Source organism: Chitinophaga sp. sic0106, assembly GCF_019219075.1.
In the GTDB taxonomy this organism is placed as follows: Bacteria; Bacteroidota; Bacteroidia; order Chitinophagales; family Chitinophagaceae; genus Chitinophaga.
In genome coordinates this window covers 143851-159576 of the sequence record NZ_JAHUWJ010000007.1, presented here as the reverse complement: position 1 = coordinate 159576, position 15726 = coordinate 143851, and the positions used below count along the sequence as shown (strand labels likewise).

7 protein-coding genes are annotated in these 15726 nt (G+C 41.7%); 4 read left to right on the top strand and 3 right to left on the bottom strand.

All coding sequences use genetic code 11. From position 1 onward, the window contains the following. Window positions 1–269: 269 nt before the first annotated feature. Genes KW844_RS12650 through KW844_RS12640 form a run of 3 tightly spaced genes read left to right on the top strand, consistent with a single transcriptional unit; the run spans window position 270 to window position 9556 of the window. Window positions 270–3674, top strand: a complete 3405-nt coding sequence (locus tag KW844_RS12650) for a hypothetical protein (protein WP_218377102.1) — start codon at window positions 270–272, stop codon at window positions 3672–3674. Window positions 3675–3704: 30 nt separating this feature from the next. After that, window positions 3705–9185, top strand: a complete 5481-nt coding sequence (locus tag KW844_RS12645) for a DUF6443 domain-containing protein (protein WP_218377101.1) — start codon at window positions 3705–3707, stop codon at window positions 9183–9185. Window positions 9186–9202: 17 nt separating this feature from the next. After that, window positions 9203–9556: a hypothetical protein gene (locus tag KW844_RS12640; protein ID WP_218377100.1), complete on the top strand. Its 354-nt coding sequence runs from the start codon at window positions 9203–9205 to the stop codon at window positions 9554–9556. Window positions 9557–9841: 285 nt separating this feature from the next. Here the strand turns inward: KW844_RS12640 and KW844_RS12635 are convergent, their stop codons facing one another. The 3 genes from KW844_RS12635 to KW844_RS12625 form a co-directional block, all read right to left on the bottom strand. Beyond that, on the bottom strand, window positions 9842–11257 hold the full coding sequence (locus KW844_RS12635; protein WP_218377099.1) for a sialate O-acetylesterase: 1416 nt from the start codon (window positions 11255–11257) through the stop codon (window positions 9842–9844). Between the two features lie 217 nt (window positions 11258–11474). After that, window positions 11475–12212: an SDR family oxidoreductase gene (locus tag KW844_RS12630; protein ID WP_218377098.1), complete on the bottom strand. Its 738-nt coding sequence runs from the start codon at window positions 12210–12212 to the stop codon at window positions 11475–11477. A gap of 63 nt (window positions 12213–12275) precedes the next feature. Then, window positions 12276–13142 carry an AraC family transcriptional regulator gene (locus KW844_RS12625; RefSeq protein ID WP_218377097.1) on the bottom strand — a complete coding sequence of 289 codons (867 nt, stop codon included), beginning with the start codon at window positions 13140–13142 and terminating at the stop codon, window positions 12276–12278. 365 nt (window positions 13143–13507) lie between these two features. On the opposite strand from KW844_RS12625, the gene KW844_RS12620 reads away from it, so the two are divergent. Next, window positions 13508–15652: a TIM-barrel domain-containing protein gene (locus KW844_RS12620; RefSeq protein WP_218377096.1), complete on the top strand. Its 2145-nt coding sequence runs from the start codon at window positions 13508–13510 to the stop codon at window positions 15650–15652. The last annotated feature ends 74 nt before the right edge of the window (window positions 15653–15726 follow it).

Below are 15726 nucleotides of genomic sequence, written 5' to 3'. Positions count from 1 at the left end.
AATTTTATTGCCATTTATTCTGAATGTTTGTTGTCTTGGTTTTATGGATGGAATCATCGCGGTTTATAGCCCGGGCTGTTTATTTTTTTGCTCTGTTCTATTTTATTTTTTCTTTGATTAGTATTTGACTGCATTATTGTAAGCTTTAGCCACTTGTAGTAGGATGATATTGATTTTTTAATAGGAATGCATTATTTATTACCTAATCTAATAATAGAAATTAATAACAATTTTTTCTGGATTTTCTGTGTAAAACCGTCCCTTTATTTATGAAATATAGCCTAGGAAGGAACTGCGTCAGCTTGTGGCGTATTGGAGTATGCACTATTCTAATTTTTTTCTCCATCAAGGTCAGTGGTCAGGTGGAATTGTCGACAGGGGCACCACAAATAACCTTTCCAATTTTTTCATTTAAGAATGATGCCGGGTTGATGGCGGAAGCACAACTTATTTACAGTGGTGGAAATGGGTTGAAGGTAGATGAGCTGGCATCCGATGTGGGTACTGGATGGGACCTGGATTGTGGTGGTAGCATAACCAGAGTGGTGAAAGATCAGCCGGATGATCAAAAAGGAGGCATTTTTCAAAATGAGAAATATGCCAATGGGTTTCTACACAAACCTAAGCATGGTATAGTCACTACTATACCACAAGGGCTGGGATACATGCCAATCAGCTATGGTGGGAGCTTCTTTTATAAACACAGTTTAGAAGTAATCGAAGACAAAATTCAGGATGAATTTGTAATGCAGGTGAATGGTCGATCTGTGACTTTTGTAATTGGTTATAATAAACAAATTACGATATTGGATGGAGCGAATATTAAAGTGGAACTTGTGGAAGAAGATATGTTTTCACAAAATATTTTATCTACTATTAGCAAGTTCATTGTAACTGATGAATCGGGAGTAAAGTATGTGTTTAGCGATAAGTCCACTCAAAAGATAATATCATATAGTGGCAATGGTTCTAAGAGAGTTCCATTGCAACCTGGAACAACTAGCAACTTTACAGATTTTATATCACCTGGTTTATGGAAGGAAAATCCTTATTCGGTGGTTGATAAATGGTTCCTTACTGAAATTCGGCATCAAGGTGGACAGCAAAAGATCAGTTTCTTATACGATCAATACTATTATAAATACATCCTTGGATATTCCGGCTCACTGACGCTGGAAAATCCGAATTCTGGAAATAGAACCTATACTCAATTTGCAACGTGGGCTATTGGTCAGTCAAAAAGAATAACTAAGATTGTTCTGCCAGACAATTCTGTGGTGGATTTTAGTTATGCAGATAAAGAGCGTGCAGACCTGCCGGGAGCAAAAGCATTGACACGTATTGCAATTTTACGGGATAATATCGAAGTGTCTGGTACAAGTTTTGCCTACAATTACTTCCTGGATAAAGAATATAAGCCCTATGATACTGAGTTCTCCACTGAAGAAAAAGAAAAAGCCAGGCTCTGTCTGTCGAGTGCTGCAAGTATTGGTCGCAATGGCGTATTAGATAAACCTTACTTGTTCGATTATTACAACAGTGGTTCTGTTGGAGGTGTACCGCCCCGTCTGACATCTACTTCTGATCACTATGGATATTACACCGGTTATTCCTTAGCACCTTGGACCACTGATGAAAATATCATCAGTAATATCAAGTGGTTTTACGAGCCGGCAAAGCGTAGACCTGCGCCATGGGTTAGTACCCGCCAATTAGGGTTAATTAAGAGTGTTACTTATCCATATGGAGGGAAGATGGAGTACGTTTACGACATGATTTTCCGAAATAATAGTGGCGCACTGGGAGAGGCAAGTGGAGTATGTGTTACCAAGACTATCACAACAGATGGAATTCAGGCCAATCCTCCTTTAGTAAGAGAATATAATTACAATGCAGATGATGGAAAACCTTCCTTATGGAGTTATGAAGAGCCTTCGTATGCTGAAACGGTCAGAAGCCATATTGCAATTCCCAATAAGGGAACTTTTAATGCTGGAGGATTAGCACGTGATATGTTTATGCCTAGTCTTAAACTTCTCAATTACCATGTACAAGGCAGTAGTGCATTTGCGCAATCGCAAGTTGCAAAGTTTAGTATTTACGTCTATTTTGCAATGAGTGCAATTACTGCAATTATTTCAAATTTTACGACACCTGACCGACAAGAGTTTGACTATGTTGCAACACAATATTCAAATGGTAATGCACAACGATTGAATATTCCCAAGCCGCGGTTTGCAAATGCAACCGTTTATATTGGGACTACTGAAAATAATTTGGGTAAAGAAGTATTTGAGTTCACAACGGATAAAGATTTTCCACAGATAGCCCCTACTGACAAATATTCGATCCGGAGTAGATTTATTCCAAAATTTTATGGCCTCACCAAGAGGAAAAAAATTTTCACAAAAGATGGAGAGATTGTGTCTGATAACTTTTATCATTATACCGGTTGGTTTAAAGAGATACAAGACATTAATAATTACTCCGCAATAATGGACGTAAAGACAACTGTTTCATGCGTACCAGCAGATTTTGACGCTCAGATTCCCAACGTGGTGGCAATCATCAAACCATTCTACCCGTTGATTGGTAGTCCGAAGCTGGAGTACTATGTGAAAAAGTCGTACTCAGGACCATCCAATTTTTCCATTACGCGTACTGATTATAAATACGATGATTACGGAAACTTAATAACGGAAACAAATACCTATCCAGACGGGGTGAAGTTGGAGAATCGTCATTATTATGCTTATAATTATAAAATTCCAGGTGTATTGCAGGCGATGGTATCTAAAAATATGGTAAATGTCCCTATTGCATCTGAGAATTGGCAGATAAGCGGAGGTGAACCAAAACTAATCGGAATGGATGTTGCCGCAATGGAACAACTTGACAATGGGGATATAAAAATAGGAAAATCATATGCCCTCAATATTAAAAAACCCTTGTCTGCATCTGTTGTGGGAAATTTTGATGGGAGTGTTTTGAACAGAGTGAGCGCCTATTGTGATATAGAATTGCAAAATGTGTACGATACTGATGGAAGATTGGTAGAAGTTGTAGCTGGTGGGCGTATGGAGACTAATATTTTCGATGATTTTGGTAATAACATTATTGCCAAGGCATATAATGCATCCAGAAATGACGTAGGATACAGTAGCTTCGAGACTAATGCCAAAGGAAACTGGCTTATCACAGAAAATGGTTTAGGTACAGCCCAGGAAACCATGATGGATGCGCCTACTGGTGAAAGTGTGTTGAATTTATCGAAAGTATTGAGTGTTAGAAAGGAAAATTTAAATCCTTTAACAAAATATAAGCTTACCTATTGGAAAAAGAGCGGGGATATTTCTATTAGCACAAATGGAGGAACTTCAACAAGTCCATTGGTATTGAGTGATAAAAATGGCTGGACCCTGTATTCGGTCGAATTCACAGGAACCGCGACAATTATTATAAGTGGGGCGGGTAAAATTGATGAGCTGAGATTGGTTCCTATCGGAGGAGTTATTAAATCAACCACTTTTAACAGTCAAAACCTTGTTTCCTCAATGGCTTCTGAGGATAATCTGGTTGTGTATTTTGAATATGATGCATTCGGTGTTAGGGTCGCAGAGCGTGATGCTGATCGAAATATCATTCGAAGCTTCAGGTATGAATACAAAAACTAATTAGGTTATCAATTACTAAATAATGTACTTATGAGAACAACTTGTGTTCTTGCCAAAATATATTATACCCTTACTTTGCTACTGTTGTCTATTTATACTTCAGCGCAGTGCATTTCATTAACGGCAGTCGTAGTGAATAAGGACGCAGAGTTCTATGTACCGTCAAAAAATATCAAATACGTACAATGGACGCTCGGTGGCCGGGGGGAAATTAAGGTCAAAGATGCGCAGGATACGCATATTGTCGCTACTTTTCCAATTGAAGGGCTCCATACAATTACAGCTACCTGTCATTATACTGACGGTATACTTACTGAGTTTTGTTGGACGCTTCCTGTTGTCAAACAATTTGCAGGTGGCAGTATTGGGGTTGCAACCACGCCTATAATTAATACTTTTGTTAGTCTAACAGACTTGCTAAAAAGCGTGGAGCCTGGTTCTGGTGGACTTGATGTTTCGTCGGGATATTCGTACTTGTGGCAAAAGTCGACTGATAAAGAAACCTGGATTGATCTGTCGGAGCAAATTTTCGAAGCCTCATACGGGGATTTCTTTCTTGATGGAAAGGTTTTTTTTCGTAGAAAATCTATGGCCTCATCAGAACAAGCCTACAGTAATACAGTAGAGGTTGATCCGATACCTGTTCTATTTGGAGGAACGATTTCTTCTTCCCAAGAGAGCAGTGAATCTTTTCAGCCTGCACCCTTTACTGGCACGCTCCCTACTGGTAACACTGGTGCTGTCAATTATCAGTGGGAATACTCGACTGATCAGTTTGTATGGCAGCCTTTGGCTGGTGCCAATGCTCAGGATTATGCGCCGCCCAAGGTTTCGCTTACTACCTATTTTCGGAGAACTTGTATATCAGGAGAACAAGTAGCTGTTTCAAATGTAGTTCAGGTTAGAATAAAAAATGATCAGGGAAGGAATCAACCGGCGGAAGTCAATAGCTCTCTGGCTTCTCCTGCAGTGGTTATGACAGATTATTCAGCTTTTTCGGAAGATAAGTTCAATAAAGAAATTAGTACTTTAATACTAAAACCCGGTATACTTGATCTGACAGCGGCAAACGCCCTGAATGGAAGTGGTGAGGTGCAACGTAAAATAGAATATAAGGATGGCTTGTCGAGGGTTGTACAATCGGTAATGGTTCATGCAAATCAAAAAGGAGCAGATGCGGTTGTAGGATTATCCTTTAACGATTTTAACGAACAAACTGCCAATTTTTTACCCTATCTAACCAATACCGGATCACCAGGTTCTTTTAAGCCCGATATTCATGTTGCTCAACCTGCTTTTTATGAGACACAAAACAACGACCGATACGGTTATACAATTAAGTCTCTAGAGGCGTCCTCCATTTCTCGTATATCTAGCATAAAGCAACCTGGAAAACATTTCGTTGGTGAAGATATTGCTACAACCGAAGTTATAAGACTAAACAATGCTGTTGATTTGGTCCGATCCTGGACAGTAGAGAATGGTGATGACTATCTCCCGGTTTCTGTTGAGAATGTGAAGCCAGGTACCTTAAATGTTACGGAGGCAATCAGTGAAGATGGTGTTGTTAATCGCAAATATAAAGACAAGACTGGCAAGTTGCTGTTGGAAACCATCTGTATGATAAATGGTGATCCTGCAAGTGATCTAAGAACATACTATGTTTATGATGATATGGGGCGGCTGAGGTTTGTTTTGCCACCATTAGTGAATAAATATTGCATCGATAATAACAGTTGGAGTTTTTCTACCGCCCTGTCACAAAAGGTTTTATCATCATTAGCCTATAGATATACCTACGATAAATATGGTAGGGTGGTTACGGTTGCTGTGCCAGGAAAGGATTATGCTGGTGAGGTTGTTTATGACAGCCGTGATCGAATTATATTTAGACGTAACCCTACTTTTATCTCCAGAAATAAAGGAGAATGGACATTGAATTTTTTTGACTCCCGCGATAGAAAAATCGTCACGGGTATTTATACAGATGTAAATGCGACAAGAGAAAGCTTGCAGCAACTGGTAGATCAGGCAGAACTCAATAATACGGTATTTACATTACGCGATCCCGCTCCTATGGATCTTGTATTGGATCGGTATTCCGGCGAATCAGTTTATGAAGCGCAAAGAGAAATCTTACTGTTGCCAGGATTCGAAGGTCAAAATTTTGATGCCCAAATAAATCCTAGTAGTGTAGGAGGAATTCAGAATATTTCAGTCAATAGTTTTGTTCCTCAAATGGAGCATTTTTCAGCAACCGAAATTAATTATTATGACAACTATGATTTTCCGGGTGTAATTTCATTTGATACACGTTTTCAACTGGATGCAGGAACAAATAGGTATCCTGAGGCTGCAGCACTCTCCAAAAATGTAAGTGGAAAATTAACTGGTTCTAAAATCAGGAACACCAATAATGACGAATGGATGACAGCTACCAGTTATTACAATAACAAGGGACGACTGTTACAAGTTGTTGGTAAGAATTATAAAAATATTGAAGATGTTGCAACTTTTCAATATGATTACCAGGGACATGAAATTTGTAGTTTCAGAACCTATAAAAATCCTTCCGCAAATAATCCGGTAATAGCGGTTCAGCAAAGAACGGATTATAATGATTTTGGGCTACCCTCCACAAGTTTTGTTACATTATTTAATGGAAACGAAAAGACTTCCCGTCAAACACATACCTATGAATATGACGATTTAGGACGTATCAAGACCGACCAGATATCAAACTTGGAATCTGTTGACTATGGGTACGATATGGTAGGGCGTTTGAAAAGCATTAATAGGGATTTTGTACAAAATCCATCTTCTAACCATTATTTTGGGTTAGAATTATCTTATGAAAATGGCTTTTCTCATCCTATTTATGGAGGGCTTTTATCTGGTATAAAGTGGCGTAGAAAAGGTGATGCAGACATTAATAATGCTTATGGTTTTACCTATGATAATGCTGGAAGAATTCAGCGTGCTGATTTTTCCTCAGATAATGGACAGCAATGGACTAATGAAAATGCTAACTTTTCATTAGAAGTACCAGCCTATGACGCTAATGGGAACATTAAACGTCTTAAACAGTATGGAATGACTGTGGGAGGAACCCAAACACTTATTGATGACCTGACTTATATTAATGAAAATGACGGTTGGAGTAACCGCTTACAAGGTGTTGACGATGCTGGAGGAGATCAACACTTGAATGACTTTAAGAATTACCAGAACCGGGTAGACAAAATCGATTACACCTATGATAGAACAGGGAATCTTACACTGGATAAAAATAAAGGTGTTGCCGTCGTTAATAATTTCCTTGTTGGTAAACCTGAAAAGATATTTCAGGAAGCAACACCAGGAAATGCAATTGAATTTGGTTACACTACAACCGGAAATACCGTTTATAGAAAAGTAACGGAAGGTGCAAACGTTGATATATATGATTATATTGGAAATGCAGTATATAAGAATAATGAACTACAATATATTTCTATACCAGGTGGAAGAATAAGAAGGAGCAAAAACGGGAACTTCGCTTTTGACTATTTCATCTTTGACCACCTTGGAAATAACAGAGTGGTTTTGACTGACGAGTCGATGGAGCTCACATATTTGGCCACTCATGAATCAACCCCCAGTCCTAAGCCAGCCATTCCGGAATCCGAATTGTTTGCATTTCCTGCCACGCCAGAAAATATTCCCAATACGCACAAATTTTTTGACTTCGGCGGACAAAATAGACAGTTTATACGGCTCAAATCAAATGGAAACAGCCCGCAGATAGGCACGAATAAGACTTTAAAAGTGATGGCTGGAGATAGAGTTGATTTCTATTCCATGTACTATTATCAGCAAAACAGTCCATCAAATAATACTCCAAATATCCAGCCGGAAGATATTGCGGCTCAATTGATACAGACATTGCTTGGTCCGGTCTCAGCAATTGATGGAAAAGCCTCTTTGCTTAGAAGTAATACCAATGGACTGATCCTGAATAAAAATGAGTTAAGCAATTTCATTGAAAGAGAGCAGAATAGTAACGCTGTAAATGAAGTTCCTAAAGCATTCTTGAATTATGTCATTTTCGATGAAAATTTCAAATTTGTTGACGGCGGGGTAAAACGAGTAAATACCCCGGATGCTATAGGGGAGCTAAGCGGACAACTGGATATTCGTAAAAACGGATATTTATATGTTTACTTGTCGAATGAAAGCCCTACTGATGTCTATTTTGACAATCTTTCAATCAAACATACGACCGGACCTCTGATACAGGAAGATTCATATTATCCATTTGGTTTGCAGATTAATGCATTAAGTAGTCGTGCATTAAATCGTATGCAGAACAATCATCTATTTAACGGAATTGAAAGGATTGACGACCTTAATTTAGGCATATATGACGCTAAATACCGAACCCTTGACCCCCAGTTGGGTCGATGGTGGCAGGTTGACCCGAAGTCAACTGTTAATCTTTCTTCTTCCCCTTATTTGTTAAGTGGAAATAATCCTGTAAATTTTGCAGACCCTCTTGGTGATCTTTGGTATTCAAATGGTAAAGGTGCACTGAAATATTTCAAGGGTATCAAAACGAGAGCGCTGGAATATCTCGGTGAAAAATATTATCGTATTGGGCGAAAAGTATCTTTTAAAGTTGCGGATGCAATTTTTACTTATAACGATCTGAACCTTACCGTGTATGAGCCAACCAAATTGTTAGGTAATGAAGTTGTAAAGAACCTATTGGCTGCACCAATAGCAGAGTTTGGGGGGATGGCATTTGCCAAAAAGATGATGGAACGGGATCTTAGGATAGCAAATAACCCTCATGAAAAAGGTACGTATACTTATTGGGCTTACATTCATGCAATTGAATATAACTCACAATGGGATGCTTATCATGCCTGGGGTGAATATTCTAATTATCATGAAGGAGAAAGTTCTGAGCAATACCGTTCCAGAAGGATGTCGTTTGGTTCAGCTGAAGCAAGAAGAGAATATTCATCAGGTGGCTATAATATATTTGGGGGAGCAGCTAACGTGGAACGCGCGGTTAAAGCTACTATTGAAACTGCTGAAGTAGCTGTTGTTGAAACTGCTGAAGTTACGACATTAGAAGTCGTCGGAGAATCTGCTAAGGCCGTTGAACAGGTTAATGCCGTTTCCTCTGAATTCGAGCTTGTTTCATTAAGAGGATTTGAAAAGGCAAAGCCCAGCGGAGCCACTCCCAACTCAGTTTATACAAAATTGGATAAAACGGGAAAGGTAGCAGTCTCCAATTATATCTACAACGGAGATGGAGATGTGATTTATCAGGTCGATTTTCAGCAACATGGATCCGCTTTGTCTGGTCATGGTCATATTCTGTCACCGGGAGATTTTAGTAGTGGTCATGGCCCGACCGCGCCTCACATTATTTGGACAGATGTACCAAAAGAATATATAGCCATTCCAAAAGATTTAGTACCTTCCATACCGTTGGGAGGGAGAAGTGGAAAGGCGATCTAAAATAAACTATTAAATGCATGCTTAAAGAGATAATTGAAAGATACGGTGATTTTGGTGATGCTATAATCGAGAAGGTAGAATGCAGTATGGGAGCACCCAATAAATTGGTGTGTGTAACGCTCAATTGTATGAACAGCTTAAACAACTATAAATATGAACGAATAGTTCTCTCTTTTATGGATGTTTCGGAGGTTCGTTATGTTCAGGCCAGGAATACAGATAGTACAATCGTTTATAAAGCTTTATGTCTTGAAGAAGACGGGGAAGTAACCATAGATTTCTATCCAGATAATAATGGCAATAAATGGGAGATAAATGAAACATCCGATTGTCTTATAAGAAGTAAAAAGATTGAACTAAAAGTCATGTAACAATGAATTCTTATAATACAGCAGGGTAGTTGAAATATTTGTTATTAGAAGGAAGTGCTACAAATTTGTTCTTCAGGTTGAGAAAATAAAAATTCACAGCTCTGAAGTGAACCCAAATGTTTGGACTGCTTTTTGACTTGGCGGCTTGAGTGCGGTATTTGTACTGGACTCAAGCCGTTCCAGTTTATTTATCGATCCCTATTTTGCTAACCCTCAATCATTAGAGCAACTATATAACCGGCTGAAAAAAGCCAGCAAAGCAACTTTGCTTTGCCGGCTCTCCATTTAACGTATTTTGCTGGTGTCCACCTTCCAGTCGTCCGTTCGGAAGGGGCTTACCGGCAGTCCTTCCTTGCTAAACAGATTAGGCATGGCCGTGTTGCTGAACCCAAATCGTACTGCTACAGGCGCGGCTACACTACCGCTGCTAACTATGATCTTTCCTTTTTCCATCTTTGTACTGGCAGCTACAAAATTTTTATCGGCTCCCGCTATATAAAACTCCGTAGGTGCGTTTCCATTAGTGGTCATAAAGCCATTAGGGGCGTTTTCAAATGACAGGATGATTTTATTGCCATTGATCTCCATCGATTTATACAATGGACTGCGGAAAGCAACCGGCATCATTTGTTGATAAGTATCGCCCAGCGCCATATTGGCCAGTCTGTTGGCAACATCCCGTTTGTTTTTAGGGTGAATATTCTTTACATCGTCTACCAGGTCAGTGATTACCACCATGCCCGTATTATGGAGGGAAAGACTTTTGACCTGCTGTTCCCGGAGAAGGGCGCCCGTGTTGGCGTACTCATAATCGTAAGGGGCTATTTGCACATAGTAAAATGGAAAGTCTTTACTCCAGGCTGTTCTCCAGGCACTGATCATATTTGTAAACAACTGGCTGTAGGTATTGCTGGTGAGTACATTGCTTTCTCCCTGGTACCAAATCACACCACTAACGGAGTATTTGGTAAGTGGGGCAATCATGGCATTGTAGGTCTTGCCGGGTTTATAGGGCCACCAGAGTGCCGGCTGTATTTTTTCTGCTGCGGTACTGAGTTCAGGATTATTTTCCACTACTACTGATGGCGTCCATACTTCTGCCGGTGTGCCGCCCCAGCTGGCGTTTATCAGGCCGATCGGTACGTTTAGCTCCGACTGTAATCTCTTCCCGAAAAAATAGCCCACTGCACTAAAACCTGGTAACGATGCAGGCCCGCAGATTTGCCAGGTACCCGTTACGTTCTCCTGCGGATTGGCAGCGGTGCTCCTGGGAATGTTAAAGAGCCGGATGTTATTCTGCTGACTGCGGGGTATTTCCTCAACTATCTGTTGTAGTTGCTGATAGCTGCTCCATTCCATGTTTGACTGGCCCGAGCATACCCAAACTTCTCCCAGCATCACATTTTCGAGGGTGACGGTATTATTACCCTTAAAGGTGATGGTATATGGTCCCCCCGCAGCCGGCGTGGGGATGGTGGCCATAAAGGTGGCATCCCTGGTGCCATAAACTGTGTCTGACCTGTTGTTCCAGGAAGTGGAGATAATAATTTTTTCCGTAGGATCAGCCCAGCCCCATAGCTTTACAGTGGATTTCTGCTGTAATACCATGTTGCTGGACAGGACGTTTGGCAGGCGGATGTTGGCATAAGTGGCGATGAAGATCAGGAGCATCGCCGGTAGCAATAGGGCAACCTTTTTCATGTTACGTGTTGAATTTGTTTTATGTGATCATAGCGCCAACAGCTTGCGTGCTCGGTATGGTGCTTGTTGGCGAAAGTATAGCGTGCTGTAAATTTTGTTTCTTTAGTTGAAAAATAGTTAATTTAACGGAAACTTCTCGGCAATTTTAGCAACTAAACAAGTATATCCGGGCTCTGATGGAGGACTGTCAAGTTACCGTTGTAAAAGTGAGCCTCCGCTACCACGGTATCTCCCCTGTATCAGGATTATTTTCTTCACTAAAAAACTTCCCTGTTGGCCCATCAGCACCAATCAGCGCATATTTCACAATCCGCTTACCGGCATCTTCCACCGTCCCCGGACCCATATGCCTGTTGAAGTCCGTTTTTGTGAAACCAGGGCACACCGCATTTATTTTGAAAGGCGTGTTTTTAAACTCATATGCTAAAACCACCGTGTACATATTCAGCGCCGCTTTGGAGGAATGATAAATGGCCCCTTTGTAGTCGTAGTACTTATAGGAAGGATCGCTGTGGAGTGTGATGGACCCCTGGCTGGAACTTACATTTACGATGCGGGGGGCAGAAGATGCTTTTAACAAATCAATAAATGCCTGTGTTACCCTTACTGCACCATATATGTTAGTGTCATAGGTTGTCTTGAACTGATCAATTGTTGCATCCAGCGCCGTTTGTGGGTGACCTCCGAAAATACCGGCATTATTAATAAGGATGTCTAATACTTTTGTTTGCCTGCCTATTTCCTGGCGGGCGTTCATAACGGAAGTGTCGTCCGTCACATCCAGCTGAATGGCTGCCACATTGTTTAATCCCATTGCTTTCAATGTACCAGCAGCTGCTATGCCATTATCTAAATTCCGACTGCCCAGGAAGACATAAATCCCTTCCTGTGCCAGTTGCTGCGCTACCTCCAAGCCAATGCTTTTGTTGGCGCCTGTTACTAATGCAAATTTCATGCGGTATGAATTTTATACCACAAAAGTAGCCGGGCCTAAAATAGGGGGGATGGACAAATCGCTTTATTCACCCGACGAATCTTGCCTGGGTAAAAATTCACTGGCGCTCTTTCCTGTACTTTTTTTGAATAACCTGGAAAAATAATCGGGGTCATTAAATCCTAATTCGTAGGCAAGTTCTTTGATAGAAGTATTGGAATAACGCAATTTCCGCTGTGCTTCCGCCATCAGGCGGTTTGTAAAATAGTCCTTTGGGGAGGTGCCGGTGTATTCCTTTACAATCCGGTATAGGCTGTTGGTCGACAGCGCCAGCTTTTCAGCAATGGCGTTAATGGAAGGTTGCTCTGTAAGCGAGGTTTCCACCTCTAATTTGAACTCAATAAACTTTGAAAGGTTTGCATTTAAAATATTAACCGGTTGTGTGTTCTTGAAATAGGCACTGTTTACTTCTGTTAACAATAAATTCAGATATGCTAACGTGATTTCAGTGTCGGTATTACGCTGATTTAACAGCTGATTTAATATGCCGAAAATCAGCATTGTTCTTTCCTTTGCAGCTTTGTCAAGTGTTATGACAGGTGAATTAAACGGGTTGACCAAAAAAGGAAATTGCTGCGGCAATAAGGCCAGTGTATTTTCATCAAACAGCAATTTGAAATATTTAAGGTCCACTGGTTTATCCGGTGGTATAAACAGCTGATTGGGCATGGCAAATAGTAAGTCTCCGGCCGTAAGTGTATACTCCTGTGATGCCACATTATAAGTAATGGAGCCACTTTCAATCAGCACTATAAAGTAAGCAGACAATCTGCGGGGTTGCAGCAGGTTTTTTTGGGTATCCGCTGAATGGTAAGGATGTTCGTTTGAGCGGACCTTTATCCCCAGGTCATCCTGCTGCGTGGTTGTTTGTTTGCCTTTATTTTCCTGCATGGTAAGCGATCAAATTGGGTTGTGACGAAATTCGTACTCTTTTTTAATATTTCATAATCACTTTCCGTTACCCGCTATGATTTGCAAGTGAAATTTATTTTAGATAACAAGAGGCATCGGCTGACATCCTGAAGGGCAGGCGGTTAACGCTGCTTTGCTAAAATTTAGCTATGATTAGCGCAAATGCTACTAATAAGTAACTAATATCTACCATAACTTACAATGAAAATCAATCCGATAAATTAAGTGATTCCGGAAACGTTCCACTCTGAAAAACTATCCTGTTGGCTGTACAAGGCTGAATAGGATGACATCTTAAATACAAAAGCAGCGGGGAGGCACATTTGATCCCCTGTAATGAAGTTATGAAGACGAAATTATTTTTATTCCTGATCTGCATTTTTTCCGGATCATTTGCGCAGGCGCAACAGGTGCCCCTGCAATGGGAGCAGGTAGCGCCAGGTATCTGGAAAGCCGCGGTAGGGCAGCCCGACAAATTAAATCCACTTGTAGCCGCAGGCGGCAGCCCCAGAACGGAGGCCCTGCAAAAGCTGGGAGAACGGGCATTCCCGTTAGCGCAGGCCGACTGTAAAGCAGAGCTGCGGGATGGAAAAGTTTACCTGCGTTTTCCTTTGGAAGAGAAAGAACAGTTATACGGCCTGGGGCTCCAGTTTAAGACCGTTAACCGCCGCGGACAAGTGCTGAACCTGCACATGGACCACTACGGCGGGGTAGACAACGGCCGTTCACATGCGCCCGTACCTTTTTATGTTTCCAGTAACGGATATGGAGTGCTGATCAACAGCGCCCGGTATATCACTGTTTATGCCGGCACTGCGGTGCGGGTCAACAGTGCACATCCGCCAAAGGTATATGACAGGAATACCTCCTCCGAATGGAGTTCCCAGCCTTATTCCGATGCCGTGGAAATACTGGTGCCAACCAACGGTACAGAAGTATATGTTTTTGCCGGAAAAAACTCCATGGAAGCAGTGCAGCGTTACAACCTGCTGAACGGCGGTGGTGTGCTGCCTCCTAAATGGGGCCTGGGTTTCACGCATCGTATGCCTACGTTGTCAACCGCCGACCAGGTAAGGGCAGAGGCAGCGAGTTTCAACGAACATGGTTTCCCGCTCGATTTCATTGGCCTGGAACCAGGATGGCAAACCAAAGCATATCCTTGTACGTTCGAATGGGATAAATCCCGCTTTCCTGATCCGGCCGCGCTGGCAAAGGAACTGAAAGGAAAAGGGGTACGCCTTAATTTATGGCTCAACCCTTACTTGTCACCTGCCTCTTCGCTTTATGAAAAGGCAAAGCCCCTGTCAGGAACGCATACCGTGTGGAATGGCCTGGTACCTGACCTGACTTTACAACCAGCACAGCAACTGTACAAGAACTTATTCAAAACACAACACCTGGACATCGGTATCTCCGGTTATAAAATAGATGAAGTAGATGGTTATGATAAATGGATATGGCCGGACGTAGCTACCTTCCCTTCCGGAACCAGCGCTGAGCAGATGCGGCAGTTATTTGGTGTACTGATGCAACGTGCCACAGCGGAATGGTTTAAAGAAAAGAATACCCGTACCTATGGCCTCGTACGTGCCTCCAACGCAGGTGCTTCATCTCTCCCATATGTTATTTATAATGACTACTATGACCACCATGATTTTATAACAGCATTATGCAATAGCAGTTTTATAGGGGTACTGTGGACGCCGGAAGTAAGGGCTTCCAAATCAGCAGAAGAATGGCTGAGACGTATGCAGTCCGCCTGCTTTTCGCCCATGGCCATGCTGAACGCCTGGGCCGATGGTACCAAGCCATGGAGTTTCCCTGAAGTGGAAGCGCAGGTAAAAGAAGTGGCCTTGCTGCGCATGCAGTTACTGCCATATCTTTATACTACCTTCTCCCAATATTATATGGAAGGTAAACCTCCTATCAGAGCCATGAACCTGGTGGAGGGTTTCTCCTACCAGGATAAGGCAGAAAAAACGGCGCTGGATGGTACTAATAATCCTTACCAGGTAGCTCTGAAAAAGGATGTGAAAGATCAGTATATGCTGGGGGATTATTTGCTGGTAGCCCCTATGTTTGCTGGTCAGGCCGACAGAAAAGTGATCCTGCCTGCCGGTAAATGGTATGATTTCTATACCGGTGAATTCGTAGGGGATGGTGGTATCATCACCGCAAAGCCTGGACTGAACACGATTCCGGTATATGTAAAGGATGGAGGTATTATACCAATGATCCCACCGGTATTGCATACACCGGCGCCGGGTGAGCAGCTTCCGCTGGAGATCCGCCACTATGGAGAATCCGAGAGCAGCTCCCAGCTATACGACGATGATGGTGAATCATTCGACTACCAGCAAGGGAAGTATGTACAGTACCAGCTTAGCGCTAAAAAAGATAAGCAGGGTAAATGGAAAGGCCAGGCAACAGTGGATAATAAGCAGGGAATGAAAGTGGTGTATAAGGATATTAAGTGGCGGTTTATGTAGGCAGCCATAATTGAAAAGGAAAAGAGATGTCGATGGCATCTCTTTTCTTTTTTTAGGGAGATGTTACCCACGCA